Source organism: Pseudomonas sp. LG1E9 (assembly GCF_003290225.1).
GTDB classification, from domain to species: Bacteria; Pseudomonadota; Gammaproteobacteria; order Pseudomonadales; family Pseudomonadaceae; genus Aquipseudomonas; species Aquipseudomonas cyclaminis.
This window is the reverse complement of sequence record NZ_CP029983.1, coordinates 2,447,769-2,473,521: the sequence shown is the minus strand read 5'-3', so window position 1 is coordinate 2,473,521 and position 25,753 is coordinate 2,447,769. Positions and strand designations below refer to the sequence as shown.

Here is a 25,753-nt window from a genome sequence, read left to right as displayed (position 1 = left end):
ATGATGGGGGTGGACGGTATTTGCGCTGGGCCCTGCGCCTGAGGTAAATATCCGGCTCGTGCGACCGTTTACGGCGCCCACCATTCTCAAGCCATCGCGCCTCCACGGCTGCGGTGGCTGTGCTTTCAAGGAATCAGAATGCTCCAACGCCAAGTCATCAATGCCTCCGTCAGCCCCAAGGGCAGCCTCGAAACCCTGTCCCAACGTGAAGTCCAGCAACTGAGCGAAGCCGGTACCGGCAGCATCTATACCCTGTTCCGCCAGTGCGCCCTGGCGATCCTCAACACCGGCGCGCACATCGACAACGCCAAGACCATCCTCGACGCCTACAAAGACTTTGAAGTGCGCATCCATCAGCAGGATCGGGGCGTGCGCCTGGAACTGCTGAACGCCCCAGCCGACGCGTTTGTCGATGGTGAAATGATCGCCAGTACCCGTGAGATGTTGTTCAGCGCCCTGCGCGACATCGTCTACACCGAGAACGAACTCGACAGCCAGCGCATCGACCTGAGCAACTCCCAGGGCATCACCGACTACGTGTTCCACCTGCTGCGCAACGCCCGCACGCTGCGTCCGGGCGTGGAGCCGAAGATCGTGGTGTGCTGGGGCGGGCACTCGATCAATACCGAAGAATACAAATACACCAAGAAAGTCGGCCACGAACTGGGGCTGCGCAGCCTTGACGTGTGCACCGGTTGCGGCCCCGGCGTGATGAAAGGCCCGATGAAGGGCGCAACCATTTCCCACGCCAAGCAACGCATCACCGGCGGGCGCTACCTGGGCCTGACCGAGCCGGGCATCATCGCCGCCGAAGCGCCGAACCCGATCGTCAACGAACTGGTGATTCTGCCGGACATCGAAAAACGCCTGGAAGCCTTTGTGCGTGTCGGTCACGGCATCATCATCTTCCCGGGCGGTGCCGGCACGGCTGAAGAGTTCCTGTACCTGCTCGGCATCCTGATGCACCCGGACAACCGCGACGTGCCCTTCCCGGTCATTCTCACCGGGCCGAAACAGGCCGCGCCGTACCTGCAACAGCTGCACGCCTTCGTCGGCGCCACCCTCGGCGAAGCGGCGCAGGCGCACTACCAGATCATCATCGACGACCCGGCCGAAGTGGCCCGCCAGATGACCGCCGGCCTCAAGGCGGTGAAACAGTTCCGCCGCGAGCGCAACGATGCGTTCCATTTCAACTGGCTGCTGAAAATCGACGAAGGCTTCCAGCGCCCCTTCGACCCGACGCACGAGAACATGGCCAGCCTGCAACTGAGCCACACGCTGCCACCCCACGAACTGGCGGCCAACCTGCGCCGGGCCTTCTCGGGGATCGTGGCGGGCAACGTGAAGGACAAGGGCATCCGCCTGATCGAAGAGCATGGCCCGTACGAGATCCATGGCGACCCGGCCATCATGAAGCCGCTGGATGAGCTGCTGCAGGCGTTTGTTGCCCAGCACCGCATGAAGTTACCGGGCGGCGCGGCGTATGTGCCTTGTTATCGCGTGGTGCAATAAGGCAACAGGGCTGGCGGTAGGTCATAGTTTGTATCGCTTTGGCCCATGGCCAAGGGTGTGAGTACGGGGAATCCGGACTAGGGTTTGACTATTGCGACTCACTCACACCTGCGAGCCACCCTATGGACCAACGGATATTGTCCTCCATCATTCCTTACCCTAAGGTAAGGAGCATCATGTTGGAGATACTCACTATGGCCACCGCCACACTCACCTCGAAAGGGCAAATCACCATCCCCGTACAAGTCAGGACCGCACTCGGCCTCGAAACAGGAGACCGCGTCGAGTTTGTCGAAATGGAAGACGGCAGGTTTTCGATCATTGCAGCGAGCAAGACGGTGCAGGACCTCAAGGGGCTGATCCGCAAGCCTGCAGAAGCGGTGTCCATTGACGATATGAACCGCGCCATCGCTGCACGGGGAGCGAATGGCGGATGATCGGGTTGGATACCAACGTACTGGTGCGCTACGTCACCCAGGATGATCCGGTGCAGTCCCCCAAGGCATCCGCCCTGATCGAATCCCTCACCACCCTTGCGCCAGGCTTTGTCAGCCTGGTGTCCGTGGTGGAGTTGGTCTGGGTGTTACAAAGCTGTTACCCGTGCACGAAGACTGACGTGGTCACCGTTCTGGAAACGTTGCTGCGCACCCGTGAGCTGACCATCGAACACGCCGAAGTCATCTGGCAGGCGCTTCGGCGATTCGCGGCGAACAACGCTGATTTTGCCGACTGCCTGATAGAACGCTGCGCCCATGCAGCCGGGTGTGAATACACCGCCACCTTTGATCTCAAGGCCGCCAAGGCGGCGGCTATGAAACGACTGACCTGAGTCACGGCGTTGCGGCACCGGGCAGGTTTTGTTGATACGAGGCTCAGCGAACCCAACCCCCTACCTGCCAGTGATACCCGTCATTGCGCGGCACCCAGTGCGGATGCACATAGCGATAGCCTTCGCGCACCGGCTCCCAGTGGCCGTGTACCGCCACGTATCGCCCGCCTTCCCAGCGCCAGTAACCGCGCGACCATATGTAACCTTCGCGCACAGGTGGCTCGACTTCAATCACCTGCACCGGCGGCGGTTGCGGCGCAACCACCTCGACATATTCACGCTGCGGCGGCCGGCGCTCATGCACCACACGCTCTTGCACACACCCGGATGCCGCGACGACCACCGCCGCCAATGCCGCATAACGTAGCAACATAGAAAACCCTCGGGCGCTGACGCCCAACACCTGCACCAGTAAAAAATCCTCCTGTGTTACAGCCGCGCTCCTGCGTGGCATGGGTACTTTTTTAACAGGCAGTATCTGTCAGGTTGCTGAACCCAAGGGCATCAAGAGGCACATGCGACAGTCGGTCGTTTCGACCGTACCAGCACCAGGCCTGCGATCACTACGGCAATACCGACAGCGCAAACCATTTGGCGCTGCATCTGCATGAGCAACTGAAAAAAGGCTTCAATATTTGAATACTGATCTTCAAGAACCGCTGAACGTTAGCGGTTAAACGTGCAGACCAAATTCCCAGGCTGGCTTGAATGAAGCGCTTGCGTACTTAACACGCACAAAAAAACCCGCTGACCGTTATCGGTTCAGCGGGCTTTTTGTTACCGGTAGGGTCCTGATTCAGCCCCCCACGAGCGATTTACAGCGCCAGGTCAGACGCCGGCTTGCTCGGCTCAGCCGCAGGCTTGGCAGCCTCGGTCGCCTTGGGAGCAGCCTTCGCCGGGATTACCGGCGGTGTAGGCAGTTGCAGGATATTGGCGGTGTAAGCCCATTCCTTCGCAACAGCTTCAGGGCTGTCATTCAGCTTGGTGCCGTAGCTTGGCACGATCTGGTGCAGTTTTTCCTGCCAGGCCGGGGTAGCGACCTTGTCCTTAAACACTTTCTGCAGCACGGTCAGCATGATCGGAGCCGCGGTGGACGCGCCTGGCGATGCACCCAACAGGCCTGCAATGGTGTTGTCGGCGGAGCTGACCACTTCGGTACCGAGTTTCAGGACGCCGCCCTGCTCTTCGTCACGCTTGATGATCTGCACGCGCTGACCGGCTTGCCACAGGCGCCAGTCGGATTGCTTGGCGTTCGGGAAGTACTCTTGCAGCGCCTTGAAGCGGTCGTCATCGGACAGCATCAGTTGACCGGCGAGGTACTCGACCAGTGGGTATTCACGAATACCAACCTTGGTCATCGGCCAGATGTTGTGGGTAGTGGTGCTGGTCAGCAGGTCCAGGTACGAGCCTTCTTTCAGGAACTTGGTCGAGAAGGTCGCGAATGGGCCAAACAGGATCACGCGCTTGCCATCCAGCACGCGGGTGTCGAGGTGCGGAACCGACATCGGTGGCGCGCCAACCGAAGCCTTACCGTAGGCCTTGGCCAAGTGCTGCTCGGCCACGGTCGGGTTATCGGTCACCAGGAACGAACCACCCACTGGGAAGCCAGCGTATTCCTTGGCTTCAGGAATACCCGACTTTTGCAGCAGGTGCAGTGCACCGCCGCCCGCGCCGATGAACACGAACTTGGCGTCGGTTTCAGTCTTGGTGCCGTCTTTCAGGTTTTTGTAGCTGACACGCCACGAACCGTCGGCGTTCTTGGTGATGTCCTGCACTTCGCTCGACAGCTTCAGGTCGAACTTAGGCGTGGTTTGCAGGTGAGCAACGAACTGACGGGTGATCTCGCCGAAGTTCATGTCGGTACCCAGCGGGCTCCAGGTGGCCGCGATTTTCTGGTTCGGGTCACGCCCTTCCATCATCAGCGGAACCCACTTGGCGATCTGCGCCGGGTCTTCGGAGTACTGCATGCCGGCGAACAACGGGCTCGCTTGCAGGGCTTCGTAGCGTTTCTTGAGGAACTTGATGTTGTCATCGCCCCACACAAAGCTCATGTGCGGAGTGGTGTTGATGAACGAACGCGGGTTCTTCAGCACGCCCTGCTGGACCTGCCAGGACCAGAACTGACGGGAGATCTGGAACGCCTCGTTGATCTCGACCGCTTTCGGGATCTCAACGTTGCCGTTCTTGTCTTCCGGGGTGTAGTTCAGCTCAGCCAAGGCCGAGTGACCGGTACCGGCGTTGTTCCAGCCGTTGGAGCTTTCTTCGGCCACGCCATCGAGGCGCTCGACCATTTCCATCGACCATTCCGGTTCCAGCTCGTTAAGCCAGACACCCAGGGTCGCACTCATGATGCCGCCGCCGATCAGCAGCACATCGACTTTCTTTGCCTCTTCCGCGTGAACGGACGTGATCCCCATCGACAAAGCCAGCCCCAGCAGGGCAGTGTTTACTTTCTTAAACATCAGTAGCACCTATGATAAAACGCCATCCGCCCCGCTACCCCAGAGAACGGGCAACCCTCGATCACGCTACGCCAGGCAACGTACCGCGGGGTTTGCACATTCACACGAGGGCCGCAGGGTGGGCACACAAGGCCGACGTATCGACCTCACTTTTATGTCCCTTCTGCGCTGACTTCTTATCATTATTGGCTTCAGCTACCTGGGCGACAGCCAATCGCTGGGACGTATACGGGTGTACGCACCAGGGAAAGACTAGCCCAGGACGGCGCGCAGAATATCACGCTAAACAGCGTTTATGCGCCGTTTGGCCAATTGACAGCTCTAAATCGCGGCTTTTATCGGGCCGGTGTCAAGTATGGTAGGCGCGACGTGGGGTCACAGGCACGGAACTCTGCCTGAATCAGCGGTTCTAGACACCTTCGCCGCAGCTTGCGTAGCATCGGCGGCTCTCCTTTATGCACTCCTTCCAAACAGGCGATCCATGTCTATCCACCAAACACCCGGGCACGTGCTGCCCGCGCGCAGTGCCGCCAAAATGGAAGCGGCCATGGCTGTGGGCGCTTTCGCAATCGGCACCGGCGAATTCGCCATCATGGGCCTGATGCCCGACATCGCCCAGAACCTGGGTTTAAGCGAACCCCAGGTCGGCCACGCCATCAGCGCCTACGCGCTGGGTGTGATGGTCGGCGCGCCCCTGCTGGCCATCCTCGGCGCCAAGCTGCTGCGCAAACACATGCTGTTGTTGTTGATGGGCCTGTATGCCCTGGGCAACTTCGCCACAGCCTTCACCCCGACCTTCGGCTCGCTGGTGGCGTTCCGCTTTATCAGCGGCCTGCCCCATGGCGCCTACTTCGGCATCGCCGCCGTGGTCGCCTCCAGCATGGTGCCCAACGACAAACGTGCCGGCGCCGTCGCCCGGGTAATGCTCGGCCTGACGCTGGCCATGTTGCTGGGCAACCCCATCGCCACCTTCCTCGGCCAACACCTGGGCTGGCGCTCGGCGTTTGCGCTGGTCAGCGTCATCGCCCTGTGCACCATCGTGCTCGTCTGGCAATTCGTACCCCACCGCCACGACGAACAACGCAGCGACCCGCGCAAGGAACTACGCGCCTTCACCAAGCCCCAGGTGTGGATGGCCCTGTCCATCGGCGCGATAGGCTTTGCCGGCATGTTCTGCGTGTTCAGCTACCTGGCGCCGACCATGCTCGAAGTGACCAAAGTGTCACCGCAGTGGATCCCCTTAGGCCTCGCCGCGTTTGGCGTCGGCGGCATCATTGGCAACATCGCCGGCGGCAAGCTGTTTGACCGCATGCAATTTCGCGCGGTGGGTTGGATTCTGGTGTGGTCGATGGCCGTGCTGGTGTTCTTCCACTTTGCAGCGAGTTCGCTATGGGGCGTGCTAGTGGGCATCGCATTGGTCGGCACCATGATCGCCCTGGCCGCACCGTTGCAAATCCGTCTGATGGACATCGCCCATGAAGCACCGAGCCTCGCGGCGGCATCCAACCACGCGGCCTTCAACCTGGCGAACGCGCTGGGACCGTGGTTTGGCGGAATGGCGATTACGGCGGGGTTAGGCTGGACCAGTACCGGCTATATAGGTGCCGCTACGGCGCTGGTCGGGCTGGGCATTTACCTGATAGCGCGGCGCATGAAAGGCGGCCACTGACATTTCCCGCCCCAATCTCAGTTCCAATGTGGGAGGGGGCTTGCCCCCGATAGCAATGGGTCAGTCACCACCCCAGTGACTGCCCCACCACTCCATCAATCATCATGCAACAACCCCGACCCATACTCTCCATAACTACTCCCCAACCCACTGCCACCAGCATTCATCTTGGTGGCTTTGTTGGGACTGTGGTCGCCAAATGCCTGGCATCCACCTGAAAAGCACGGGTCACTGCTCACGGCTGGGGAAGATGAACAAGCGCTCAACAACAACGTGCCGGTGATCATTGTGATTTTGACGAGGTTTGAAATCATGGTTTCAGTTCCCTGTGGGCTGGAGGCGCTGGGGTCCTCTATTGCAGGGAATCGTAGACCTCAACGGCCCAGGGAATTATGAAGCTTTGCTGGGCGACAGGTAGGGTTCAGGTTGCCTGATTTGGGGATGACGCCAGGTTTTCGCAGGCATTGGCAATGATATAGTCCATTAATGTCCACCCCATCGAAGCCTTGAACATGTCCAGCATCAAAGTATTTGAATCCAACCCAAAGGGCCGCGACTTTGTGGTGGGTGATATTCACGGGCATTTCAAGCTACTCGCGTCACTCCTGGAAAAAGTAGACTTCAACACCCAACAGGATCGTTTGTTTTGTGTGGGCGATCTTATTGATAGAGGCCCTGACTCTATTGACGTGTTGAAGTGGCTCAGCGAACCATGGTTTTACGGCGTACGTGGCAACCACGAGCAGATGCTTATTGATTGCCTATCCGGTCGCGGCGACATCAACAGGCACACCCGAAACGGCGGAGCGTGGCTTTACGCGCTGTCGCCCAGCGTCCAGAACGAGATCTACAACCTACTGCAAACGCTCCCAGTCATGATTGAGGTCAACTTATCGGATGGTCGAAAAATCGGCATTGTCCATGCTGAAGCCTTTCTTTCATGTGCTACCCAAAGTTGGCAAGACGCCAAAGACGCTATCAGCGGCATGCGCGGAGAATCCGCCCAACAACAAGCGTTGAAAACCGCACTCTATGCCAGGGAAAGAATAGAACAGCAAAACCAGGCACCGATCATAGGTCTGGATAAGTTATATGTGGGCCACTCGACAGTCCCCCATGTGCATACATTGGGCAATGTCGTTTATACCGATACTGGTTGCTCTTTTTCAGACGGTACATTGAGCGTGATAGATATTGTTACTGGAGAGGTTAGCCATGTAAGCATGCGTTTATTGCATGACTCTCTTGGCGCCGGGTTGTGATAACTGACTCTGCTTTATGCCGACTACCCTAGGTGAAGGGCTTGGGTTCTACCCGCGTCACCGTGCGTGGCGGATTGCGTTTCAGGAGTGGTTTTCGCCCTGGCAGAATCGGCACATTCCACCCTTGCGCCACGCCATGGCGACGCAGTTGAAGACGGTTTCCGAGGGTTGGAGGCGCAGGGTTACTTGACCAGTTCAAGTTGCCGCCTTGGGGTAAGGCGGCAGGTTGCGTGTCAGGCTGTGGTCGTACTTGACGTCGCGTCGACTTGCTCTAGAGCTCGGTCGATAAGCAGAGAGCTCAACTCGATCAGTTGCTGAATGCCCAAGGCGATGGAGCGCTGGGAGTCGTCGAGATCGAAAGCCAGGGTTGCGGCCATTTGGTTCGCGGATGCGAGGTTTTCGGCGGCGTTGGCTAGCAGCGTTTCGGTGTCGATGTTGGGGCTGACGAGGAATAGATTGCCACTGGGTTGGTTGATCGGTGCATTTTCATCAGACGGTGGAAAGTAATGATGAATCGCACGCCCAGCCGCTGCGTACAGCTTGGCGTCGGGGGTTGCTGCATTTGAGGCATGAGGCGGATTAGGTGTGACCTTGTGCATGGCGAAGCTCCTTTAGCGTTTCAGGAACTGCCTATCTCACTTCCACATGAGGGGTGGCAGCTGTACGCAGGTGTGGAAGACCAGGGCTAAAGGACCCGGCGCACCGAAGTGCCCCGCGCACAGCCGCCATAAGCAATCATACAGACGTAAAAAAACGCCGGTAGGTGTTTATGGGCGATTGAGCGCCTTCAGCTTGGTCGGACTTCCACATCCGGCCGCTGGATTGGCAGCGGCTTGAGAAGACTAGCTAGGGGAGGTCTGAGCTGCAAGCCCGTGAAAGCGTGGGAAATATCTTCAGCGATTTTACGCTCCCGTGCGGCCATGTCTTGGTTCATATCTACCATCCCCTAGGGCTAGCCATGTGCCACCATTCCACATACGATGTGTACAACCGGCACGACCAAGTAGTACCTAGACTCATCGAATAAACAACTGGCAAATGAATCAAGATAATAAGGGAATATGAAATGGCGGGGATGGAAATTACTGAGTGGACTCTAGAAGGCGTTCTGGACGAGATGGAGGTGATCCATGGCGCAATGAAGGACAGGCAGTTCGCATTTATTCTAGGCGCAGGTGCATCCTTCACCTCCGGCATTCCCACAGGTCAAGGCTTGGCACAAAAGTGGCTTAAAGATCTTCACTTGCGCGAATGCTCAGATGGTCGCTCATTAGAACAATGGATCGCAGAGTGTGGTATCGGGAACGGCGAACTAACATTCCAGACGGCAGCAGAGCATTACCCACAAATCTTCGAGCGAAGATTTGATGGCGATAGAGAGGCCGGATATGCAGAGCTGGAGTCCGCCATGGAGGGTAAGTCACCTAGCCTAGGTTACTCATTGCTTGCTGAAATTATTCAGCACACCCGTCACAAGGTAGTAGTAACTACAAACTTTGACAATCTTGTGGCAGATGCATTAGCGATGCATGCTCATCAATCTCCATTAGTCGTTGCTCACGAATCGCTTGCTGGATTTGTACGCCCCCAGATGCGGCGCCCCTTAGTAGCCAAAATTCATCGCGACTTGTATTTACACCCTATCAACGATTTAGATGGGGTCTCAACCATGGAGCAGGGTTGGAAGGTTGCGCTAAAGAAACTCTTCCAATATTTTACCCCCATAGTTGTAGGATATGGCGGCAACGATGGCAGTTTAATGGACATGCTAATGGAGTTAGATGAGGACGATATAGCCGGGCGTATGATCTGGTGTTATCGCGAAGGCTCGCCGCCACCAGAAAAAGCGCGCAGCGTATTACGCAAACATAAAGGAATTTTAGTTAAAATCCCAAGCTTCGACGGTTTCATGCTCCAGCTAGCCGATAAGTTGGTAACTAATTTCGATGTAGCAGCTATTGCAGAGCGAACCGCTAAATTAGGCATGGACAGAGCAGATCGATATCGGGAGCAAGCTAACAGGCTAACCGAGTCTTCCTTGCATGGGTCTCCGGCAGAGCAACGCACAGGTGAAATTCTCACACAATCTGTACGTTCAAGCCAAAGTTGGTGGGCATGGGAAATCAAAGCAAAAGCTGAGCCGGACGAAGTGAAGCGCGATAAAATTTATCAAGAAGGAATCAAACAGTTCCCTTCCAGTGCTGAGCTTATCGGTTATTACGCGGCGTTTCTAGAGTTACCTCGAAGAAACTACGACCTAGCTGAATCAATGTTTATTAAGGCACTTGAACTAGACCCTAACAACGCGCGAAATATTGGAAACTACGCATCTTTTCTAGAGGATCGACGTGAAGATTACGAACAAGCAGAATCGCTGTACAAAAAGGCAATCGAGCTAGAACCAAATTTTGTAGGCAACCTGAGCAATTATGCAAACTTTCTAGCAGAGCACAAAAAAGATTTTGATGCCGCCGAACTCCTTTACAAAAAATCCTTAGCGCTAGAACCAAAAAACAGCTGGAGCAACTGCAACTATGCAAACTTCCTAGTAGAACGAAGAAAAGACTTCGACGCAGCAGAAGCTTTATATGAAAAATCAATAAAACTAGACCCTGAAAGTGCTTGGAATATTGGAAATTACGCTAACTTCATAACCAATCATCGAAAAAACTATGAAAAGGCTGAAGCTTTGTACAAGCGAGCCCTTGTACTCAAACCCCAAAGCCCTTGGCATATTGGAAACTACGAAAGATTCAAAGCAAAACGTGCCAAAAAAAAAGTAACATATAAGTCTTAAAGCTATCCGTCCAGCACTCATTCGGGAAGGATATTGAGGCCTGGCCACAATATCCGACGAATTGATTACCCAGATATCCTCAGTATCTTCCGAACGGTAAAAACTGGTGACCGCTACAGATCACGCACCGCCCAATTATCCCTGATAAACTGCGCCCCACTCGCCCCGCAAACTCAGATCCCCCATGCCCCTACAAACTGCCCCACTCTCCCGCCGCTTCTCCGTCGCCCCAATGATGGACTGGACGGACCGCCACTGCCGGTTCTTCCTGCGCCTGCTCTCCAAGCACGCCCTGCTCTACACCGAAATGGTCACCACCGGCGCAATCCTCCACGGCGACCATGACCGCTTCCTGCGCCACAACGAAGCGGAGCACCCGCTGGCCCTCCAGTTGGGCGGCAGTGTCCCGGCCGATCTGGCCGCCTGCGCCCGCATGGCCGAAGCCGCCGGTTACGACGAAGTGAACCTGAACGTCGGCTGCCCCAGCGACCGCGTTCAGAACAACATGATCGGCGCGATCCTAATGGCTCACCCTGCTCTGGTGGCCGATTGTGTGAAGGCGATGCGTGACGCGGTGTCGATTCCGGTGACGGTGAAGCACCGTATCGGGATCAACGGGCGGGACAGTTATGCCGAATTGTGTGATTTCGTCGGGACGGTTAAGGACGCGGGTTGCACCAGTTTCACCGTGCATGCGCGGATTGCGATTCTGCAAGGGTTGTCGCCGAAGGAGAATCGGGACATTCCGCCGTTGCGCTATGACGTGGCGGCGCAGTTGAAGCAGGACTTCCCGGAGTTGGAGATTGTGCTCAACGGGGGCATCAAGACGTTGGAGCAGTGCCATGAGCATTTGCAGACGTTTGATGGGGTGATGCTGGGCCGGGAGGCTTATCACAATCCGTATCTGCTGGCGGAGGTGGATCAGCAGTTGTTTGGCAGTGAGGCGCCGGTGATCAGCCGGGCTGAGGCGTTGGCGCAACTGCGGCCTTATATTGCTGAGCATTTGGCCGGTGGCGGGACGATGCATCATATTACGCGGCATGTGCTGGGGCTCGGTACCGGGTTCCCTGGGGCGCGCAAGTTCAGGCAGTTGTTGTCGGTGGATATTCATAAGGCTGCGGATCCGTTGGCATTGCTGGATCAGGCTGGGGCTTTGTTGGAAGGGCGTTGATTGGTTGGCTTGCAGCGGGTCAGTGGGTATGGACCGACTGATACAGTGCTATCGGGGCAAACCCCCTTCCACATTTTTAACAGTGTGCATCACGGGACCGCGTTGCCCACATGGCAGTTGGGTTGAACCTGCGGTCAGTTTTGCCCTCCTATTGAGCAGTATGGCCGAGCGTTCAACCGGCTGTTTTCAGGTTGTTGCCCTCGCAAACGATCGAACGCATTTGCGCCCTTGAGCACCTGTCGGCGCTCGGGTAATGTCATCAGACCCATAGGACAGAGCACGCCCATGACTTCCAAGCTGGAACAACTCAAGCAATTCACCACTGTCGTAGCCGATACCGGCGATTTTTCTACCCTCGCCAAGCTCAAGCCGCAGGATGCGACTACCAACCCTTCCCTTCTGCTCAAGGCCGCGTCGATTCCGGGCTATGCCAAGCTGCTCGATGAGTGCGTGCAAGATTGCAACGGTGATGTGGGCCTGGCCAGTGACCGTTTCGCAGTGGCGGTAGGTCAAGAGATTTTGAAAGTGGTTCCGGGCCGTATTTCCACTGAGGTGGATGCGCGCTTGTCCTTCGACGAAGGCGCGATTCTCAAGCGTGCGCACCGTCTGATCGACCTGTACGACAAAGCCGGCGTTGGCCGTGACCGCGTGCTGATCAAGATCGCTTCCACCTGGGAAGGCATCCGCGCGGCGGAGAAGCTGGAAAAAGAAGGCATCCAGACCAACCTGACGCTGCTGTTCTCCTTTGCCCAGGCCGTGGCGTGTGCCGAGGCTGGGGTCTTCCTGATTTCGCCGTTCGTGGGCCGTATTTACGATTGGTACAAGAAGGCCAATGGCAACGACTACACCGGTTCCGATGATCCGGGCGTGCAGTCGGTGACGCGCATCTACAACTACTACAAGGCCAATGGCTACAAGACCGTGGTGATGGGTGCGAGCTTCCGTAATCTGAGCCAGATTGAAGAGCTGGCCGGGTGTGACCGCCTGACCATCAGCCCGGACCTGCTGGAAAAGCTGGCGGCGGATGAAGGCAAGCTGGAACGCAAGTTGTCGCCAGGGCATGCCGGTGAAGCGCGGGTGCATATGACTGAAGCGCAGTTCCGCTGGGAATCCAACGAGGATGCGATGGCGACTGAGAAGCTGGCGGAGGGGATTCGTCAGTTCGCGCGGGACCAGGAGAAGCTGGAGGCGTTGTTGTCGGCCAAGCTGTAAAGGCGGATAGCGGCAAAAAGGGCGGTACCTTTGGGGTACCGCCCTTTTTTTGTGCGCCAGTCTCAAGCCAGTCGCAAACTAAATGTGGGAGGGGGCTCGCGATAGCAGGGGGTCAGTCAACTTATTTGTAACTGACACTCCGCCATCGGGGGCAAGCCCCCTCCCACTGTTTGATAGCGTTTGAATTGGGATCAGTGACGTTCCAGGGCATTCACAAGGTCGTGGAACGCTTCGCGATTGGACTCGTTGAGGCCCATCAGGATTTTGTGCGCTTCCAGCACCTTCACCCGCACGACTTCCTCGGACTGGTCCTGGGAAGGCAGGTCGGTCAGGCATTCCGGGCACGGGATCGGGCGATCAACGATGTTGAACACCTGGTCGAAGCCCATGGATTGCAGCAGCCGGGTGATGTCTTCGTGGGTGGTGACGACTGTCGGCAAGAGGCCGACCTTCTGCCGAGACAGAATGGACAACTTGGCCAGCAGGCCAAGGGTGGTGCTGTCGATGCTGCGGGTTTCGGTCAGATCGATCACGATCGCCGAGAAGTTCAGCGCAGTGAAGATCCGCTCAATCGTCGCATCCAGCGCCGAACACAAGGTCAGGCGCACTTCACCGACAAATTTCAGGACGAAGGTCCCGTCTTGCTCAGCGAATTGGATTCTTCCGGTACTCATCAAAGATTCCTGCTCAACACCAATAGGGCGATATCATCCGGCATCTCCCCTAGCGTGGCCAATCCAAAAACCTGCCGCAGGCCATCCAGGCTGCCGCCCGCTGCCTTGACCCGTTGGGGCAAGGCGGCTTCTTTCTCTTTGAGTGTAGGCTCTGGAAGAAGGTCCAGAATGCCGTCGGACATCAGCGTCAGGCTGAAGGTCGGCGGCAGTTCCAGGATGTGGTCTTCGTAGGTGGCTTCATTGAACAAGCCGACGGGCAGACCACGCCCTTCCAGGTAACGCACACTGTCGGGAGTGTATAAAACAGGCATCGGCAGGTGACCGCCAATACTGTAGGTCAAAAGACCGGTTTCTTCATCGATAACGCCGCCGACCATCGTCACGTGCTTGCCCAGCTTGCAGCTGATCAGGCCTCGGTTGATGTGGCCCAGCACCTCGGACGGGGTGAACTCCGGCAAGGTGCCATTGCGCTTGGATTCAAACAACAGCCGCGTGGTCATGAACTTCAACAACACGGTGACAAAAGCAGAAGACGCGCCGTGGCCCGAAACGTCGGCCAGGTAAAACGCCACACGTCGCTCATCCACACGGAAATAGTCGACAAAATCACCCGACAGGTACAGCGAGGGGATGATCTGGTGCGCAAACTTGAACTCGTCGATAGTCCAGGGGCTGACCGGCAGCATGTTCATCTGCACCTGGCGACCGGCGTTCTGGTCTTCCTGGAGCAGGTTGAGGCTGGCTTCGAGTTCGCGGTTGGCGGTTTCAAGCTTTTCGCGGTAACGCTGGTTCTCGACCAGCAAACGTGCACGATCCAAGGCGCGGCGCACCGAGTGCTCCAGCACCGCCAGGTCTTCCAGGGGTTTGATCAGGTAGTCGGCCGCCCCCAGGCGCAAAGCCTCGACAGCATCGTTCATCACGCCAGCGCCGGACACGACAATCACCGGCGTCTGAGGGGCAATCTCGGTCACCTGGCGAATCAGCTCCAAGCCGCCCATCTGGGGCATGCGCAGATCGCAGATCACGAGGTCGGGCTGGTCGCGCTCGAATACCTGGAGACCCTGTTGGCCATTGCTGGCCTGCAGGACGCTGAAGCCACTGTCTTCCAAATAGGCCGCGAGGCTCGCGCGCACTACTTCGTCGTCATCGATTATCAGCAGCGTGGCACTGGTTTTTTGCATGTGGGCAAACGGCGCCAGAATTAGGTTGGCGTAGGCGACTCGGCAATGGCCGGGCTCACACTACTGGATTCGCTTTCTAGCCTCTCTGTCCTACAAAGCATAGGCGTATTGCCCACGCACAACTGTAAAGCAGAGGTGCCCTTCTAAGGCGCAGACGGTACTCCCATCCGCCAGGTGTTTCAAGCTCATGCCGATGGTCGCCGGGCGTCTTTACATCGCAAATCACCGGGAGTTATAAGAACAGCCACGACCACAACACAAAGTAAGGATGGAACCCATGAGCGAACACGAGCGCGACTACGCCGAAAAACGCGATTTCATCCGCATGCGAGTGGATGCCGAGGTGTCTTTGATCCACGCCGGCCAGGAGATTGCCGGGGTTTGTGTGGACCTTTCCAGCTCTGGGATGCAGGTGCAGGCACCCCGCCAGTTCATCGTGGGAGGTAAACTGACCGTACGCATCGATTCGGAGCATGCAGCCCTTGCCGGCCTGGAAGCAGATACCCAAGTGGTATGGGCCAAGAACGAGGGCGAAAACCAGCACCTAGGCCTCAAGATCCTGAAAATGCGCTGAAACCCGCGCATAAAAAAGGCGACCGCCAAAGGTCGCCTTTTTTTCATTTCAAAACATCACGGCTTAGAAGTCGTCGACGACCTTGCCATCCTTGACCTTGAACTCACGGTTCTGCAGGTAGGCGTTACGAATGAAGGTGTACTTGTCGCCGGTGATCAGCTTCTCACTGTCGAGCAAGCTGGCACGGGTATCGACAATGTTCAGGCCCATGGTGCTGTTGCGCCAGCCAATATCGTTCATGTAGCGATACGGTTGAGTGTAGCTGTCGACGTATTTGGACGGTGCATCACGCAGTGTGCTCGGGCCCAGCAAAGGCAGCATCACGTAGGGACCGCTGCCCACGCCCCAGTAACCCAGGGTCTGACCGAAGTCTTCATCGCTGCGTTGCAGCCCCATTTTGGTGCCGACATCAATGAAGCCCAGCACGCCGAAGGTGGTGTTGACCAGCAAACGCGCCGTATCAACGCCTGCGTTATGCGGCTTGAGTTGCAGCACATTGTTGGCCAGGTTGCCGACATCGCCGATATTGCGGAAGAAGTTGTGGATACCGTCTTCGACAAATTGCGGCGTGATCCACTCATACCCTTGGGCCAAAGGCTTGAGGGCATAGGTATCAACGGTGTCGTTGAAGGTAAAGATCGGGCGGTTGACGCTTTCCCATGGATCATCTTCCGTCGCAGCCTGGGCAGCGAACGGGGCCAGCATGACGGTGGCACACACCGACAGCTGAGCGAAGTAATGGCTCCAGCGCATAGCTTTTGCTCCTTGAATGGTCTGTCATGGGCGCTATGCCCTGAATGAGGCCGTCAGTATATGACGGAAGCGTCCATTTAGGCAGTCGTCAGGAAACGACACACAGAAAATGGACAAAATTCCTACAATTAACCTCCCTGTCATCGGCTTGTCATCCGACCCCGATAGCGTCACAGCTATTTCAGGGATGTCGACATGCCTCACGCCGAGATAGCCATCGCCAGCGCACCCGCCTTGACTGCTGTTCTGTTTGGCCTGAGTGGTTGCCTGGTGGACTTTGGTTCCCAGGCGCGTACCGATTCACCCTCCCAGGACTCCCAAGCCACGCCCGGCGCCCTGAAAATCCTGCGCAGCCTCAAGGAACAAGGTGTCCCCTGCGCCTGGCTGGATGAGCTGCCGCCTTCGGTGACCACACCATTGGCCGCCGTATTACCTGGTTGGCTCAAGGCCGCCTCTCCCTCTTCCATCCGCTGGCCCGCGCCCCATGCCTGTTGGGAAGCCTTGATGGAACTGAACATTCAACGCCTTGAAGGCTGCGTACTGGTCAGTGGCGAACCGCGATTGCTGCAATCGGGGCTCAACGCCGGGCTGTGGACCATCGGCCTCGCCTCCTGCGGCTCGCTATGCGGACTGCCACCCGCGCAATGGCAAGCGCTGAGCGACAAGGAACGGGAACACAAGCGTGGTAAAGCCACCGTGGCGCTGTATGGGCTGGGCGTACATTCGGTGATCGACCACCTCGGCGAACTCGGCACCTGCCTGGCGGACATCAGCCTGCGCCAGCTCAAAGGCGAAAAGCCCTGATCGAGATCATGCACAGTCGGCGCCGGTGGATTAATCTGCAGGTCAGCCCGTAGACCTTTCTCGGCGTGCCGCGGTCTATGCCAGTGCCTATCGATAAAAGGAAGAACGTCATGCCTGATCGCGAGAAATTACAACAGCAGGCCGATATTGTGCGTGAGCAACTGGAGAACCATCCCGAGTTGCCCCCCGAGAAACGTCAAGCATTGGAAGAGCTGATCGCCAAGTTCAACGTACAGCTGGAGATGGAACCTGCCACTCAAACACCCAGCATTTCCGACGATGTGAATAAAGCGGCCATAGAGTTCGATGAGGAGCACCCGGTGATTTCCGGGACGCTGCGCAATATCATGATCACCTTGGGCAATATGGGCATCTAACCCGAACCCAAGCCAAGGACAACACTAAAATGTGGGAGGGGGCACCCTCCCACATTTACTTACTGACGAGCCAGGCGCACATTCTGGAACGGCACATCCTCCGTACTGCGATACGGGTTGATATCCAACCCGCCGCGTCGCACATACCGCGCATACACCGTCAACTTCTCCGGCTTCAGCAGACGCTGCAAGTCCAGGAAGATGCGCTCCACACACTGCTCATGGAAGTCCGAGTGCTGGCGAAAACTCACGATGTACTCCAGCAGGCTCGCATGATCCAGCGCGTGACCACGGTACTCCACCACCACGCTACCCCAGTCCGGCTGGCTGGTGACCGGGCAGTTGGACTTGAGCAGATGACTGTGCACGCTCTCCTCGACGATCCGCGAGTCATCGCAACGCAGCAGTTCCGGCCGCGGGTGCTCGTAGTTGCTGACACTGATGTCGAGGTCGTCAATGCACACACCCGGCAACGCCATCACCCCTTCGGCCTCGATCTCGGCCAGACGGCGGATGCGCACGGTCACCGGCTTGCCGGCGGCGGCGCTCAGGTCGGCGCGCAGTGTGGCTTCCAGGCTTTGGGTATCGGCAAAGGCCGTCTGGTTCAGCGAGTTGAGGTACAGCTTGAAGGACTTGGATTCGATGATATTCGGCGAGTCTGCCGGGATACTGAATTCACCGATGGCCACCACCGGCTTGCCCGACGGCAATAACCAGGACAGTTCGAAGCAGTTCCAGAAGTCCACGCCCTTGTAAGGCAGGGTCGCGGCACTCAGGCCCAGCTCGGCCCACTTGGCGGCGCGCGGAATCGGGAACAGCAATGAAGGCGTGTAGGTGCTGATGTATTCACTGGACTTGCCCAGCGGCGAATGTTCGGCTGCGGGATGCATGGCGGAAACCTGGCTAAATAAACCGCGCCAGTCTACCAGCCTTTGCGCTGCCTCAAAAACCGCACCACTACCCACACCCTCCGTAGATACCGCCTTGAAGCTCGCAGGGCAACTGCGCGTTGCGGTCATTCGACGTTAAGCTTTCCGACCATGCCAGCCTGGTAATGCCCGGGCAGGTTGCAGGCGAACTCCAGGCCGGTGGCCTTGCTGAACGTCCAGGTCAGCTCAGCGGTTTTACCGGGCTCCACCAACACGCTGTTCGGGTCATCGTGCTTCATCGCACCATGGCCCATGGCGCTGTGGTCCATCTTGCCCATGCCGGTGGACGTGAGCATGCCGCTAGCCTGCATCTGCAACATTTCTTTCTGATGCGCCGCATGCATCGCCGCGTCGCCGAGGTTGAATTCATGGAGCAACTGGCCTTTGTTGACCAATACGAAGCGCACCGTCTCACCGGCTTTTACATCCAGGGACTTGGGCGCAAAGGCAATGTCCTGCAGCGTCACTTCCACGGTGCGCGTGGCCTTGTCAGCCGCAGCGGGTTGACCAAACGCGTAGGTATGGGCGGCATCCGCCATCGCATTGAAACTCAACGCCAACAGGCAACCCGCCAACAACAGGGGTGTACGCAACGTCATCTTCGTTCTCCAAAAATATAAAACCAGCCTGCGCGGCACTTTAAGATTACGCCGCTGCCAGCCAGCTGACTGCTAGATTACAACTTTGTCAGGTTGCGCCCTTGCCCTCGCCTCCACGGTATAAAGCCCCTCGTCACCCGCTGCCAAGAGTTGCCCATGAAACTGCTGATCGTCGAAGACCAACCGAAAACCGGCCATTACCTGCGCCAGGGCTTGGCCGAGGCGGGATTTACCACCGAACTGGTGGCCGACGGCACCAGCGGCCAGCACCTCGCGCTGACTGGCGACTACGACCTGCTGATCCTCGATGTGATGCTGCCTGGCCGCGATGGTTGGCAGATCCTGCAAGCCGTGCGCAGCGCGGGCCTGGATATCCCGGTGCTGTTCCTCACCGCCCGCGACGCGGTAGAAGACCGCGTGCATGGCCTTGAGCTGGGCGCCGATGATTACCTGGTCAAGCCGTTTGCCTTCTCCGAACTGCTCGCGCGGGTGCGCAGCCTGTTGCGGCGCGGCAGCAGCGCACCGCAGGAAACCGCCCTGCAACTGGCCGACCTGCGTCTGGACCTGATTCGCCGCCGGGTCGAACGGGACGGCCAACGCATCGACCTGACCGCCAAGGAGTTCGCCCTGCTGGAACTGCTGCTGCGCCGCCAGGGCGAAGTGCTGCCCAAGTCGCTGATCGCCTCCCAGGTGTGGGACATGAACTTCGACAGCGACACCAACATCATCGAAGTGGCGATCCGCCGCCTGCGCCTCAAGGTCGATGACAGCTTCCCGACTAAACTGATCCACACCGTGCGCGGCATGGGCTATGTGCTGGAGGAACGTTGCAATTGATCAAGCACCTGTCCCTCGCCAGCCGCCTGGCGCTGTTGTTTGCCGCCTGCACGGCGGTGGTCTCGCTGATTGCAGGGGTGCTGTTCAATCAAGCCAGTGAGGCGCACTTTATCGAGTTGGACCAGCAGCAACTCGACAGCAAACTGATGGCGTTGCGCAGCACTTTGCAGGGCGTAGACTCGCTGCAAGGTTTCAGCCAACGTGAGGCGCAACTGCGCGCTGAGCTCAACCGACAGCCCGACCTTGCACTACGCATTACCTACGCCGGCCAGCGCTGGCTGGACGATGCGCCGAGCGTCACCCTGCCCTCCGCGCCTGGCCTGCATAACCTGCAAAACGCCGGCACCGACTACCGCGTCTACAACGCGCCCCTCAACGCTGGCCAAGCCGACTCACCGCAACTGAGCCTGATGCTCGACATCACTCACCATCAACATTTCTTGCAACGCATGCAGCATTTGATCTGGCTCACGGTCGGACTCTGCGCCCTGGCCACCGCGCTCCTCGGCGCCTGGGCTGCACGCAGCGGGTTACGGCCGTTGCGGCGCATGGGTGAAGTGGCCGCCAGTGTGTCGGCCCACTCCCTCACCCAACGCCTGCCTCAGCAGCATATGCCGATGGAACTGGCTGAGCTGGCCCAGGCCTTCAACGCCATGCTGGGACGACTGGACGATGCGTTCCAGCGCCTGTCGGCGTTCTCTGCCGATATCGCCCATGAGCTGCGCACGCCGCTGTCGAACCTGCTGACCCAGACCCAGGTCATCCTCACCCAGCCGCGGCCGCTGGAGGACTACCGCGAGGCGCTGCACAGCAACCTCGAAGAGCTGCAATGGATGGCGCAACTGGTCAACGACATGCTGTACCTGGCCAAGGCGGATCATGGTTTGTTGGTGCCCAAGCGCGAACCTTTGGCACTGGCTGATGAAGTGGAGGCGTTGTTGGAGTTTTTTGCGTTGCTGGCGGAGGACGCGCAGGTCTCGCTGGTGCGCGAAGGCACTGCCCATACAGCGGGAGATCGCGGCATGTTGCGCCGGGCCTTGTCGAACTTGCTGGATAACGCGCTGCGGTTTACCCCGGCAGGCGGCGAGGTGCGTGTGCGCATGAGCGAAGATGAACGGGGTGCGAAACTGACCGTGGAGAATACCGGCGCAGGCATCCCGGCGAATGTGCTGCCGAGGCTGTTTGATCGGTTCTACCGGGCCGATCCGGCACGGCATGAAGGCAGCAGCGAGCACGCGGGGCTGGGGCTGGCGATTACCCAGTCGATTGTGCGGGCGCATGGGGGGAGGATTTTTTGTGAGTCCGAGGCGGGGGTTACTCGGTTTGTGATTGAGTTGCCCAACCAGGATTGATGCAAGCTGGGCGGGCGCTATCGGGGGCAAGCCCCCGATAGCGGTCTAAAACACTAGGAGTATCTCAAGGCATGCGCCGGCTCAATCTTCGCCGCCCGATACGCCGGATACAACGTCGCCAAAAAGCTCAACACAAAGCCCGCCGTGCAGATCAGCAGCACATCCCCACCCTGCAGCTCCGAAGGCAGGTTGCTGACGAAATACACATCAGAACTGAAGATATGCTGCCCGCTCACCCGCTCGACCCAGCCCACCAGTTCGCTCACGTTCAGCGCTGCAATCACGCCCAACACGCCGCCGATCAAGGTGCCGACAATGCCAATCACAGTGCCCTGCACCATGAAGATCGCCATGATCTGCCGGGGCGTGGCACCAATGGTGCGCAGGATCGCGATGTCCGCGCCTTTGTCGTTTACCACCATGATCAACGTAGCGATGATGTTGAACGCCGCCACGGCAACGATCATCAGCAACAACAGGCCGATCATGGTCTTTTCCATCTTCATCGCGCTGAACAGGCTGCCCTGGGTGTGGGTCCAGTCATCCGCCTTGTAGGCCGCGCCGAGGCCGGTGGCAATGTCCGTCGACACCTTGGGCGCCGCGTACAAATCCTTCACGGCCAGACGCACGCTCTGCACCTGGTTCGGCTGCCAATGCTGGATTTCCGCCGCGTCAGCCATGTGGATCAACGCCATGGAGCCATCCAGCTCGGCGCCGACCTTGAAGATCCCGACCACGTTCAAGCGCTGCATACGCGGGGTGATACCCCCTGGCGCGGTACTGATTTCCGGCACGATCAGCGTGAGCTTGTCGCCCACATTCAAGCGAAAACGCCGTGCAGTGATTTCGCCGACCACCACGCCGAACTCGCCGGGCTTCAGGTCTTCGAGTTTGCCCTGCACGATGTGCTGGGCCACGATCGACACCTTGCCTTCCTGGGCCGGGTCAACGCCGCTGATCTCGATCGGCTGCATGGCGCCCTTGTAGGAAAACATGCCGTCCATCTGCGTGAATGGCACCGCAGCGGTGACTTGTGGATTCTTCATCGCGGCGGCGGCCACCGGCTGCCAATCATCAATCGGGTTCACACCGACGATAGTGGCGTGGGGCACCATGCCGAGGATGCGCGAGCTCATTTCGCGCTGGAAGCCGTTCATCACCGACAGCACCACGATCATCGCCAACACGCCCAGGGCGAGGCCGATCATCGAGGTCATCGAGATAAATGAAACAAAACGATTGCGGCGCTTGGCGCGGGTATAGCGCGTGCCGATGAAAATCGATAACGGTCTGAACATTCGCGGGCACCGCCTGAAAAATTGAAAAAGCCCGACGCCAGGCGTCGGGCTTGAAACGGGTCAGATGGCGACCAGATGACCTTCCTGCAGGTGCAGCACGCGGTCCATCTGGCGGGCCATGCTCATGTCATGGGTCACCACCAGGAACGCGGTGCGCATCTGGGTGCTCAGTTCCAGCATCAAGTCCTTGATGCCTTGGGCGGTGTGGGAGTCGAGGTTGCCGGTGGGCTCGTCGAGCATTACCAAGCCTGGGTTGTTCACCAGGGCGCGGGCAATTGCCACACGCTGGCGCTCGCCGCCGGACAGCTCGGCCGGCTTGTGCTCCAGGCGATGGCCGAGGCCGACGCGCTCCAGCAGCGCCTTGGCACGCTGACGGGCTTCAGGGATCGCAGTCTTGCCGATCAGCAGCGGCATGCACACGTTCTCCAGGGCGGTGAATTCCGGCAGCAGGTGGTGGAACTGATACACAAAACCCAACGAACGATTGCGCAGTTGGCCTCGGGCCTTTTCATTCAAGGCCGACAACTCTTCGCCGGCCAGCCACACGCTGCCCTGGGACGGCGTATCAAGGCCGCCCAACAGGTTCAGCAAGGTACTTTTGCCGGAGCCGGAACTGCCGACGATCGCCACGCGTTCGCCCGGATGCAGTTCCAGTTGCAGGTTGGACAGCACCACCACCGACTCCGGGCCTTCCTCGTAGGATTTGCCCAGGTTGCGGCAGCTCAGGATTGCTTTTTCACTCATGCCCGATTCACTCATAACGTAAGGCCTGTGCTGGCTGGGTACGTGCCGCGCGCCAGGCTGGATACAGGGTGGCAAGGAAACTCAGGACCAACGCAGCGCCGCCCACCATCAACACGTCCTGGGCCTGAACCTGGGACGGCAAGTAGTCGATGAAGTAGACGTCGGCGTTGAGGAACTTGTGGCCGATCACTTTCTCTAGCAACGCGATGGCGGCGCTGACGTTCAGCGCGGCCAGAATGCCCACCGCGGTGCCGATCAAAGTGCCGACCACGCCGATCACGGTGCCTTGCACCATAAAGATCGCCATGATCTGCCCCGGCGTGGCGCCAAGGGTACGCAGGATGGCGATATCGCCTTTCTTGTCGTTCACCACCATCACCAGCGTGGAGATGATATTGAACGCGGCGACAGCGACGATCAGCAGCAGCAGTAGGCCGATCATGGCTTTTTCCATGCGGATGGCCTGGTACAGGTTGCCGTGGGTACGGGTCCAGTCACGGGCGTAATACTGGGTTTCACCCAAGTGCTGGGCAATGTCCCAGGCGCCGCGCGGGGCGTCGAACAGGTCGCTGAACTTCAGGCGCAGGCCCTGCACCTGGTCCGGCTGCCAGCGCTGCAGGCGGGCCAGGTCGGTGAGGTTGGTCAGGCCGAGGTAGCCGTCGATTTCGCCAGCGCCCACGTGGAAGGTGCCGATCACGGTAAAGCGCTTCATGCGCGGGAACATGCCGGCCGGGGTCACGGTGACTTCCGGCGCGACGAAGGTCAGCTTGTCGCCAAGGCCCACGCCGAGCTTGGCCGCCGCCTTGTCGCCGATCACGATGCCGAAGCTGCCGGGGGCCAGGTCGTCGAGTTTGCCCTGCAACATGAACTTGTCGATGATCGACACGTTACGTTCCTGGGCCGGGTCGATGCCATTGAGCAGGATCTTCTGCACCTTGCCATCATGGGTCAGCAGCCCCTGCATCTGGGTAAACGGCGCAACGGCGACGACCTTGGGGTTCTGCTTGACCTTGGCGGCCAGGCTTTGCCAGTCGTTAATCGGCTCACCGGACTCGATGGTCGCGTGGGGCACCATGCCCAGCACGCGGGTGCGCATCTCATGATCGAAGCCGTTCATCACCGACAGCACCACAATCATCACGACCACGCCCAAGGCGAGCCCGATCATCGAGGTCAAGGAAATGAACGACACAAAATGATTGCGGCGCTTTGCACGGGTATAACGCGTGCCAATAAATACGAAGAGAGGTCTGAACATGTCGGGGCTTGTTCGGAGGAAAAGAAGACGTCCCGGTGGCGGGGTCTGGTAAGCAGCTTTACACTCTGACCATTACCGTTACCTGGGGTTCGCCATGTCGACATTAGATGAAGAAGAGCGCCGCGAATACTACCGTATCGACGACATGATCGCACTCCAAATCAAAAGCCTGTCGGCCCCCGAAGCGGCGAGCAAGGAAGTGTTGCTGGATGATTCCCCGCTGTTCAACCTGCTCAGTGAGCTGCACCTGAGCGAGTTCGAAGCCCAGCACCTGCTGCGCCAACTGAGTGAAAAGGACCGCACCCTCGCCGCCTTCCTGCGTGTGCAGAACAAACGCGTGGACCTGCTCAGCCAGATCATGGCGCGCGGCCTGCTGGACGAGGTGGGCGCACCGCAGCCGGTGATCATCTCCGAAGGCGGCATCGACTTCCAGCACCCTGCCCCGCTGGCCACCGGCATCCATCTGGCGGTCAAGCTGGTACTGATGCCCCAGGCGCTCGGCCTGCTGCTGCGGGCGCGGGTCACCCATTGCGATCCCAAGGGCGATGGCTTTGACGTAGGCACGGAATTCGAGTCCATGACCGATGCCCAGCGCCAATTGCTGGCCCGCTACATCCTGCAGAAACAGGCCCAGGAACGCCGCCTGGCGCGGGAACAAAGCGACGATCTCTGAATTCGTATTCACTCCGCCAGCCAGCCTGGCGCATAGGAGCAACTGTGACCCTGATTTACGGCCACCGCGGTGCCAAAGGCGAAGCACCGGAAAACACCCTGACCAGCTTCCAGGAGTGCCTCAAGCACGGCGTACGCCGCTGCGAACTGGATCTGCACCTGTCCATGGACGGCGAGCTGATGGTCATCCACGACCCGACCCTCAAGCGCACCACCGACCGGCGCGGCAAGGTCGTCGAGTATTCGGCGGCAGACCTGGTGAAGATGGACGCCCGCAAAGGCGGCCCAGGCTGGGTCAAACCCTGCCCGATCCCACGTCTGGAAGAGCTGTTCGAACAATGCGACTTCGATCACTGGCAACTGGAAGTCAAAAGCGCCTCGCGCACCCGCGCCGCAACTACGGTGCTGGCAATCCGCGAGATGGCGGTACGTTTCGGCTTGATGGACAAGGTCACCGTGACCTCAAGCTCGCGGGAAGTGTTGAAAGCGGCGGTTGATCTCACCCCGGACCTGTCACGTGGACTGGTGGCCGAATACGCCTGGCTCGACCCGCTGAAGGTCGCGCAGAACTATGGCTGTGAGTATCTGGCGTTGAACTGGACGCTGTGCACCCCTGAACGTCTGGAGAAAGCCCAGCGCCAGGGTCTGCATGTGTCGGTGTGGACGGTCAACGAACCTGCGCTGATGCGCAGGCTCGCCGACTTCGGCGTAGATAGCCTGATTACAGACTTTCCCGGTTTGGCCACTGCCACTCTCGGGAATTACTGAAATCGGTCTCCCCGGCCGG

General features: G+C 58.6%; 27 protein-coding genes. 15 read left to right on the top strand and 12 right to left on the bottom strand.

All coding sequences use genetic code 11. The features are described 5' to 3' along the window. Positions 1–138 precede the first annotated feature (138 nt). From ppnN to DNK50_RS11655, 3 genes are all read left to right on the top strand, one after another. The gene (ppnN, locus tag DNK50_RS11665) at positions 139–1,512 is read left to right on the top strand and encodes a nucleotide 5'-monophosphate nucleosidase PpnN (RefSeq protein WP_099587360.1); all 1,374 of its coding nucleotides are present in this window, start codon (positions 139–141) and stop codon (positions 1,510–1,512) included. Positions 1,513–1,634: 122 nt separating this feature from the next. Further along, positions 1,635–1,949 carry an AbrB/MazE/SpoVT family DNA-binding domain-containing protein gene (locus tag DNK50_RS11660; protein ID WP_177411514.1) on the top strand — a complete coding sequence of 105 codons (315 nt, stop codon included), beginning with the start codon at positions 1,635–1,637 and terminating at the stop codon, positions 1,947–1,949. Further along, positions 1,946–2,341 (top strand): PIN domain-containing protein, encoded by a 396-nt coding sequence (locus tag DNK50_RS11655; RefSeq protein ID WP_112194116.1) that lies wholly within the window; start codon positions 1,946–1,948, stop codon positions 2,339–2,341. The genes DNK50_RS11660 and DNK50_RS11655 overlap by 4 nt, the downstream gene beginning before the upstream one ends. 43 nt (positions 2,342–2,384) lie before the next feature. On the opposite strand, the gene DNK50_RS11650 is transcribed toward DNK50_RS11655, so the two are convergent. Next, a complete protein-coding gene (locus DNK50_RS11650; RefSeq protein ID WP_099587362.1) occupies positions 2,385–2,714 on the bottom strand; it encodes a YXWGXW repeat-containing protein in 330 nt (109 codons plus the stop codon). Positions 2,715–3,156: 442 nt separating this feature from the next. Then, positions 3,157–4,803 (bottom strand): malate dehydrogenase (quinone), encoded by a 1,647-nt coding sequence (gene mqo / locus DNK50_RS11645; RefSeq protein WP_099587363.1) that lies wholly within the window; start codon positions 4,801–4,803, stop codon positions 3,157–3,159. Positions 4,804–5,284: 481 nt separating this feature from the next. Between mqo and DNK50_RS11640 the strand changes: the two genes are divergently transcribed. After that, positions 5,285–6,472, top strand: coding sequence for an MFS transporter (locus DNK50_RS11640; protein ID WP_112194114.1), 1,188 nt, complete (start codon positions 5,285–5,287; stop codon positions 6,470–6,472). A gap of 95 nt (positions 6,473–6,567) precedes the next feature. Here DNK50_RS11640 and DNK50_RS29130 read toward each other — a convergent pair whose 3' ends face one another. Then, a complete protein-coding gene (locus DNK50_RS29130; protein WP_112194112.1) occupies positions 6,568–6,786 on the bottom strand; it encodes a hypothetical protein in 219 nt (72 codons plus the stop codon). Between the two features lie 198 nt (positions 6,787–6,984). Here DNK50_RS29130 and DNK50_RS11630 point away from each other — a divergent pair, with 198 nt between their 5' ends. Continuing rightward, positions 6,985–7,734, top strand: a complete 750-nt coding sequence (locus tag DNK50_RS11630) for a metallophosphoesterase (protein ID WP_112194110.1) — start codon at positions 6,985–6,987, stop codon at positions 7,732–7,734. A gap of 233 nt (positions 7,735–7,967) precedes the next feature. Here DNK50_RS11630 and DNK50_RS11625 read toward each other — a convergent pair whose 3' ends face one another. Next, the gene (locus tag DNK50_RS11625) at positions 7,968–8,333 is read right to left on the bottom strand and encodes a DUF6124 family protein (RefSeq protein ID WP_112194108.1); all 366 of its coding nucleotides are present in this window, start codon (positions 8,331–8,333) and stop codon (positions 7,968–7,970) included. Positions 8,334–8,800: 467 nt separating this feature from the next. On the opposite strand from DNK50_RS11625, the gene DNK50_RS11620 reads away from it, so the two are divergent. The 3 genes from DNK50_RS11620 to tal all read left to right on the top strand — a co-directional run bounded on the left by DNK50_RS11620 (position 8,801) and on the right by tal (position 12,914). Then, positions 8,801–10,531, top strand: a complete 1,731-nt coding sequence (locus DNK50_RS11620; protein ID WP_112194106.1) for a tetratricopeptide repeat protein — start codon at positions 8,801–8,803, stop codon at positions 10,529–10,531. A gap of 184 nt (positions 10,532–10,715) precedes the next feature. Next, positions 10,716–11,702, top strand: a complete 987-nt coding sequence (dusA, locus tag DNK50_RS11615; protein WP_112194104.1) for a tRNA dihydrouridine(20/20a) synthase DusA — start codon at positions 10,716–10,718, stop codon at positions 11,700–11,702. 285 nt (positions 11,703–11,987) lie between these two features. Beyond that, complete coding sequence (gene tal, locus DNK50_RS11610) at positions 11,988–12,914, top strand: transaldolase (RefSeq protein WP_099587410.1); 927 nt, start codon at positions 11,988–11,990, stop codon at positions 12,912–12,914. 191 nt (positions 12,915–13,105) lie between these two features. Here the strand turns inward: tal and rssC are convergent, their stop codons facing one another. Then, positions 13,106–13,588: an anti-sigma factor antagonist RssC gene (rssC, locus tag DNK50_RS11605; RefSeq protein WP_003172602.1), complete on the bottom strand. Its 483-nt coding sequence runs from the start codon at positions 13,586–13,588 to the stop codon at positions 13,106–13,108. Next, positions 13,588–14,769, bottom strand: a complete 1,182-nt coding sequence (gene rssB / locus DNK50_RS11600) for a two-component system response regulator RssB (RefSeq protein WP_099587411.1) — start codon at positions 14,767–14,769, stop codon at positions 13,588–13,590. Before rssB ends, rssC begins: the two co-directional genes overlap by 1 nt. Before the next feature lie 277 nt (positions 14,770–15,046). Between rssB and DNK50_RS11595 the strand changes: the two genes are divergently transcribed. Further along, positions 15,047–15,343 (top strand): PilZ domain-containing protein, encoded by a 297-nt coding sequence (locus DNK50_RS11595; RefSeq protein WP_112194102.1) that lies wholly within the window; start codon positions 15,047–15,049, stop codon positions 15,341–15,343. 63 nt (positions 15,344–15,406) lie between these two features. On the opposite strand, the gene DNK50_RS11590 is transcribed toward DNK50_RS11595, so the two are convergent. Then, positions 15,407–16,096 (bottom strand): VacJ family lipoprotein, encoded by a 690-nt coding sequence (locus DNK50_RS11590; protein WP_099587413.1) that lies wholly within the window; start codon positions 16,094–16,096, stop codon positions 15,407–15,409. Positions 16,097–16,291: 195 nt separating this feature from the next. Between DNK50_RS11590 and DNK50_RS11585 the strand changes: the two genes are divergently transcribed. Beyond that, a complete protein-coding gene (locus DNK50_RS11585) occupies positions 16,292–16,900 on the top strand; it encodes a phosphatase (protein ID WP_099587414.1) in 609 nt (202 codons plus the stop codon). 110 nt (positions 16,901–17,010) lie between these two features. Then, on the top strand, positions 17,011–17,277 hold the full coding sequence (locus tag DNK50_RS11580; protein WP_099587415.1) for a DUF4404 family protein: 267 nt from the start codon (positions 17,011–17,013) through the stop codon (positions 17,275–17,277). Positions 17,278–17,336: 59 nt separating this feature from the next. Here DNK50_RS11580 and queF read toward each other — a convergent pair whose 3' ends face one another. Both queF and DNK50_RS11570 read right to left on the bottom strand, forming a co-directional pair. Next, positions 17,337–18,167 carry an NADPH-dependent 7-cyano-7-deazaguanine reductase QueF gene (gene queF / locus DNK50_RS11575; RefSeq protein ID WP_112194100.1) on the bottom strand — a complete coding sequence of 277 codons (831 nt, stop codon included), beginning with the start codon at positions 18,165–18,167 and terminating at the stop codon, positions 17,337–17,339. Between the two features lie 125 nt (positions 18,168–18,292). Further along, the gene (locus DNK50_RS11570; protein ID WP_099587417.1) at positions 18,293–18,805 is read right to left on the bottom strand and encodes a plastocyanin/azurin family copper-binding protein; all 513 of its coding nucleotides are present in this window, start codon (positions 18,803–18,805) and stop codon (positions 18,293–18,295) included. Positions 18,806–18,961: 156 nt separating this feature from the next. Between DNK50_RS11570 and DNK50_RS11565 the strand changes: the two genes are divergently transcribed. Together DNK50_RS11565 and DNK50_RS11560 are read left to right on the top strand one after the other, a co-directional pair. Next, complete coding sequence (locus DNK50_RS11565) at positions 18,962–19,642, top strand: heavy metal response regulator transcription factor (RefSeq protein WP_099587418.1); 681 nt, start codon at positions 18,962–18,964, stop codon at positions 19,640–19,642. After that, entirely contained in the window at positions 19,639–20,994 is a 1,356-nt protein-coding gene (locus tag DNK50_RS11560; protein ID WP_112196922.1) for a heavy metal sensor histidine kinase, read from the top strand. Before DNK50_RS11565 ends, DNK50_RS11560 begins: the two co-directional genes overlap by 4 nt. Positions 20,995–21,047: 53 nt before the next feature. Here DNK50_RS11560 and DNK50_RS11555 read toward each other — a convergent pair whose 3' ends face one another. The 3 genes from DNK50_RS11555 to DNK50_RS11545 are packed head-to-tail and all read right to left on the bottom strand — an operon-like array spanning position 21,048 to position 24,294. Beyond that, positions 21,048–22,292, bottom strand: coding sequence for a lipoprotein-releasing ABC transporter permease subunit (locus DNK50_RS11555; protein ID WP_099587419.1), 1,245 nt, complete (start codon positions 22,290–22,292; stop codon positions 21,048–21,050). A gap of 60 nt (positions 22,293–22,352) precedes the next feature. Beyond that, positions 22,353–23,036 (bottom strand): lipoprotein-releasing ABC transporter ATP-binding protein LolD, encoded by a 684-nt coding sequence (gene lolD, locus DNK50_RS11550; RefSeq protein ID WP_024074097.1) that lies wholly within the window; start codon positions 23,034–23,036, stop codon positions 22,353–22,355. A gap of 7 nt (positions 23,037–23,043) precedes the next feature. Continuing rightward, positions 23,044–24,294 carry a lipoprotein-releasing ABC transporter permease subunit gene (locus DNK50_RS11545; RefSeq protein WP_099587420.1) on the bottom strand — a complete coding sequence of 417 codons (1,251 nt, stop codon included), beginning with the start codon at positions 24,292–24,294 and terminating at the stop codon, positions 23,044–23,046. 94 nt (positions 24,295–24,388) lie between these two features. On the opposite strand from DNK50_RS11545, the gene DNK50_RS11540 reads away from it, so the two are divergent. Next, positions 24,389–24,967 carry a PilZ domain-containing protein gene (locus DNK50_RS11540; protein WP_112194098.1) on the top strand — a complete coding sequence of 193 codons (579 nt, stop codon included), beginning with the start codon at positions 24,389–24,391 and terminating at the stop codon, positions 24,965–24,967. A 44-nt stretch (positions 24,968–25,011) separates the two neighbouring features. Continuing rightward, positions 25,012–25,734 (top strand): glycerophosphodiester phosphodiesterase family protein, encoded by a 723-nt coding sequence (locus DNK50_RS11535; protein ID WP_099587422.1) that lies wholly within the window; start codon positions 25,012–25,014, stop codon positions 25,732–25,734. Positions 25,735–25,753: the final 19 nt, after the last annotated feature.

What these genes read in the sequence shown, in the direction of transcription:
- DNK50_RS29130 (WP_112194112.1), bottom strand. Translation starts at nt 6,786, where the DNA reads ATGATTTCAAACCTCGTCAAAATCACAATGATCACCGGCACGTTGTTG.
- DNK50_RS11570 (WP_099587417.1), bottom strand. Translation starts at nt 18,805, where the DNA reads ATGACGTTGCGTACACCCCTGTTGTTGGCGGGTTGCCTGTTGGCGTTG.
- queF (WP_112194100.1), bottom strand. Translation starts at nt 18,167, where the DNA reads ATGCATCCCGCAGCCGAACATTCGCCGCTGGGCAAGTCCAGTGAATAC.
- rssB (WP_099587411.1), bottom strand. Translation starts at nt 14,769, where the DNA reads ATGCAAAAAACCAGTGCCACGCTGCTGATAATCGATGACGACGAAGTA.
- tal (WP_099587410.1), top strand. Translation starts at nt 11,988, where the DNA reads ATGACTTCCAAGCTGGAACAACTCAAGCAATTCACCACTGTCGTAGCC.
- mqo (WP_099587363.1), bottom strand. Translation starts at nt 4,803, where the DNA reads ATGTTTAAGAAAGTAAACACTGCCCTGCTGGGGCTGGCTTTGTCGATG.
- DNK50_RS11620 (WP_112194106.1), top strand. Translation starts at nt 8,801, where the DNA reads ATGGCGGGGATGGAAATTACTGAGTGGACTCTAGAAGGCGTTCTGGAC.
- DNK50_RS11625 (WP_112194108.1), bottom strand. Translation starts at nt 8,333, where the DNA reads ATGCACAAGGTCACACCTAATCCGCCTCATGCCTCAAATGCAGCAACC.
- DNK50_RS11565 (WP_099587418.1), top strand. Translation starts at nt 18,962, where the DNA reads ATGAAACTGCTGATCGTCGAAGACCAACCGAAAACCGGCCATTACCTG.
- rssC (WP_003172602.1), bottom strand. Translation starts at nt 13,588, where the DNA reads ATGAGTACCGGAAGAATCCAATTCGCTGAGCAAGACGGGACCTTCGTC.
- DNK50_RS11595 (WP_112194102.1), top strand. Translation starts at nt 15,047, where the DNA reads ATGAGCGAACACGAGCGCGACTACGCCGAAAAACGCGATTTCATCCGC.
- DNK50_RS11545 (WP_099587420.1), bottom strand. Translation starts at nt 24,294, where the DNA reads ATGTTCAGACCTCTCTTCGTATTTATTGGCACGCGTTATACCCGTGCA.
- DNK50_RS11540 (WP_112194098.1), top strand. Translation starts at nt 24,389, where the DNA reads ATGTCGACATTAGATGAAGAAGAGCGCCGCGAATACTACCGTATCGAC.
- dusA (WP_112194104.1), top strand. Translation starts at nt 10,716, where the DNA reads ATGCCCCTACAAACTGCCCCACTCTCCCGCCGCTTCTCCGTCGCCCCA.
- DNK50_RS11655 (WP_112194116.1), top strand. Translation starts at nt 1,946, where the DNA reads ATGATCGGGTTGGATACCAACGTACTGGTGCGCTACGTCACCCAGGAT.
- DNK50_RS11580 (WP_099587415.1), top strand. Translation starts at nt 17,011, where the DNA reads ATGCCTGATCGCGAGAAATTACAACAGCAGGCCGATATTGTGCGTGAG.
- DNK50_RS11590 (WP_099587413.1), bottom strand. Translation starts at nt 16,096, where the DNA reads ATGCGCTGGAGCCATTACTTCGCTCAGCTGTCGGTGTGTGCCACCGTC.
- lolD (WP_024074097.1), bottom strand. Translation starts at nt 23,036, where the DNA reads ATGAGTGAAAAAGCAATCCTGAGCTGCCGCAACCTGGGCAAATCCTAC.
- DNK50_RS11650 (WP_099587362.1), bottom strand. Translation starts at nt 2,714, where the DNA reads ATGTTGCTACGTTATGCGGCATTGGCGGCGGTGGTCGTCGCGGCATCC.
- DNK50_RS11585 (WP_099587414.1), top strand. Translation starts at nt 16,292, where the DNA reads ATGCCTCACGCCGAGATAGCCATCGCCAGCGCACCCGCCTTGACTGCT.
- ppnN (WP_099587360.1), top strand. Translation starts at nt 139, where the DNA reads ATGCTCCAACGCCAAGTCATCAATGCCTCCGTCAGCCCCAAGGGCAGC.
- DNK50_RS11555 (WP_099587419.1), bottom strand. Translation starts at nt 22,292, where the DNA reads ATGTTCAGACCGTTATCGATTTTCATCGGCACGCGCTATACCCGCGCC.
- DNK50_RS11630 (WP_112194110.1), top strand. Translation starts at nt 6,985, where the DNA reads ATGTCCAGCATCAAAGTATTTGAATCCAACCCAAAGGGCCGCGACTTT.
- DNK50_RS11640 (WP_112194114.1), top strand. Translation starts at nt 5,285, where the DNA reads ATGTCTATCCACCAAACACCCGGGCACGTGCTGCCCGCGCGCAGTGCC.
- DNK50_RS11660 (WP_177411514.1), top strand. Translation starts at nt 1,635, where the DNA reads ATGGACCAACGGATATTGTCCTCCATCATTCCTTACCCTAAGGTAAGG.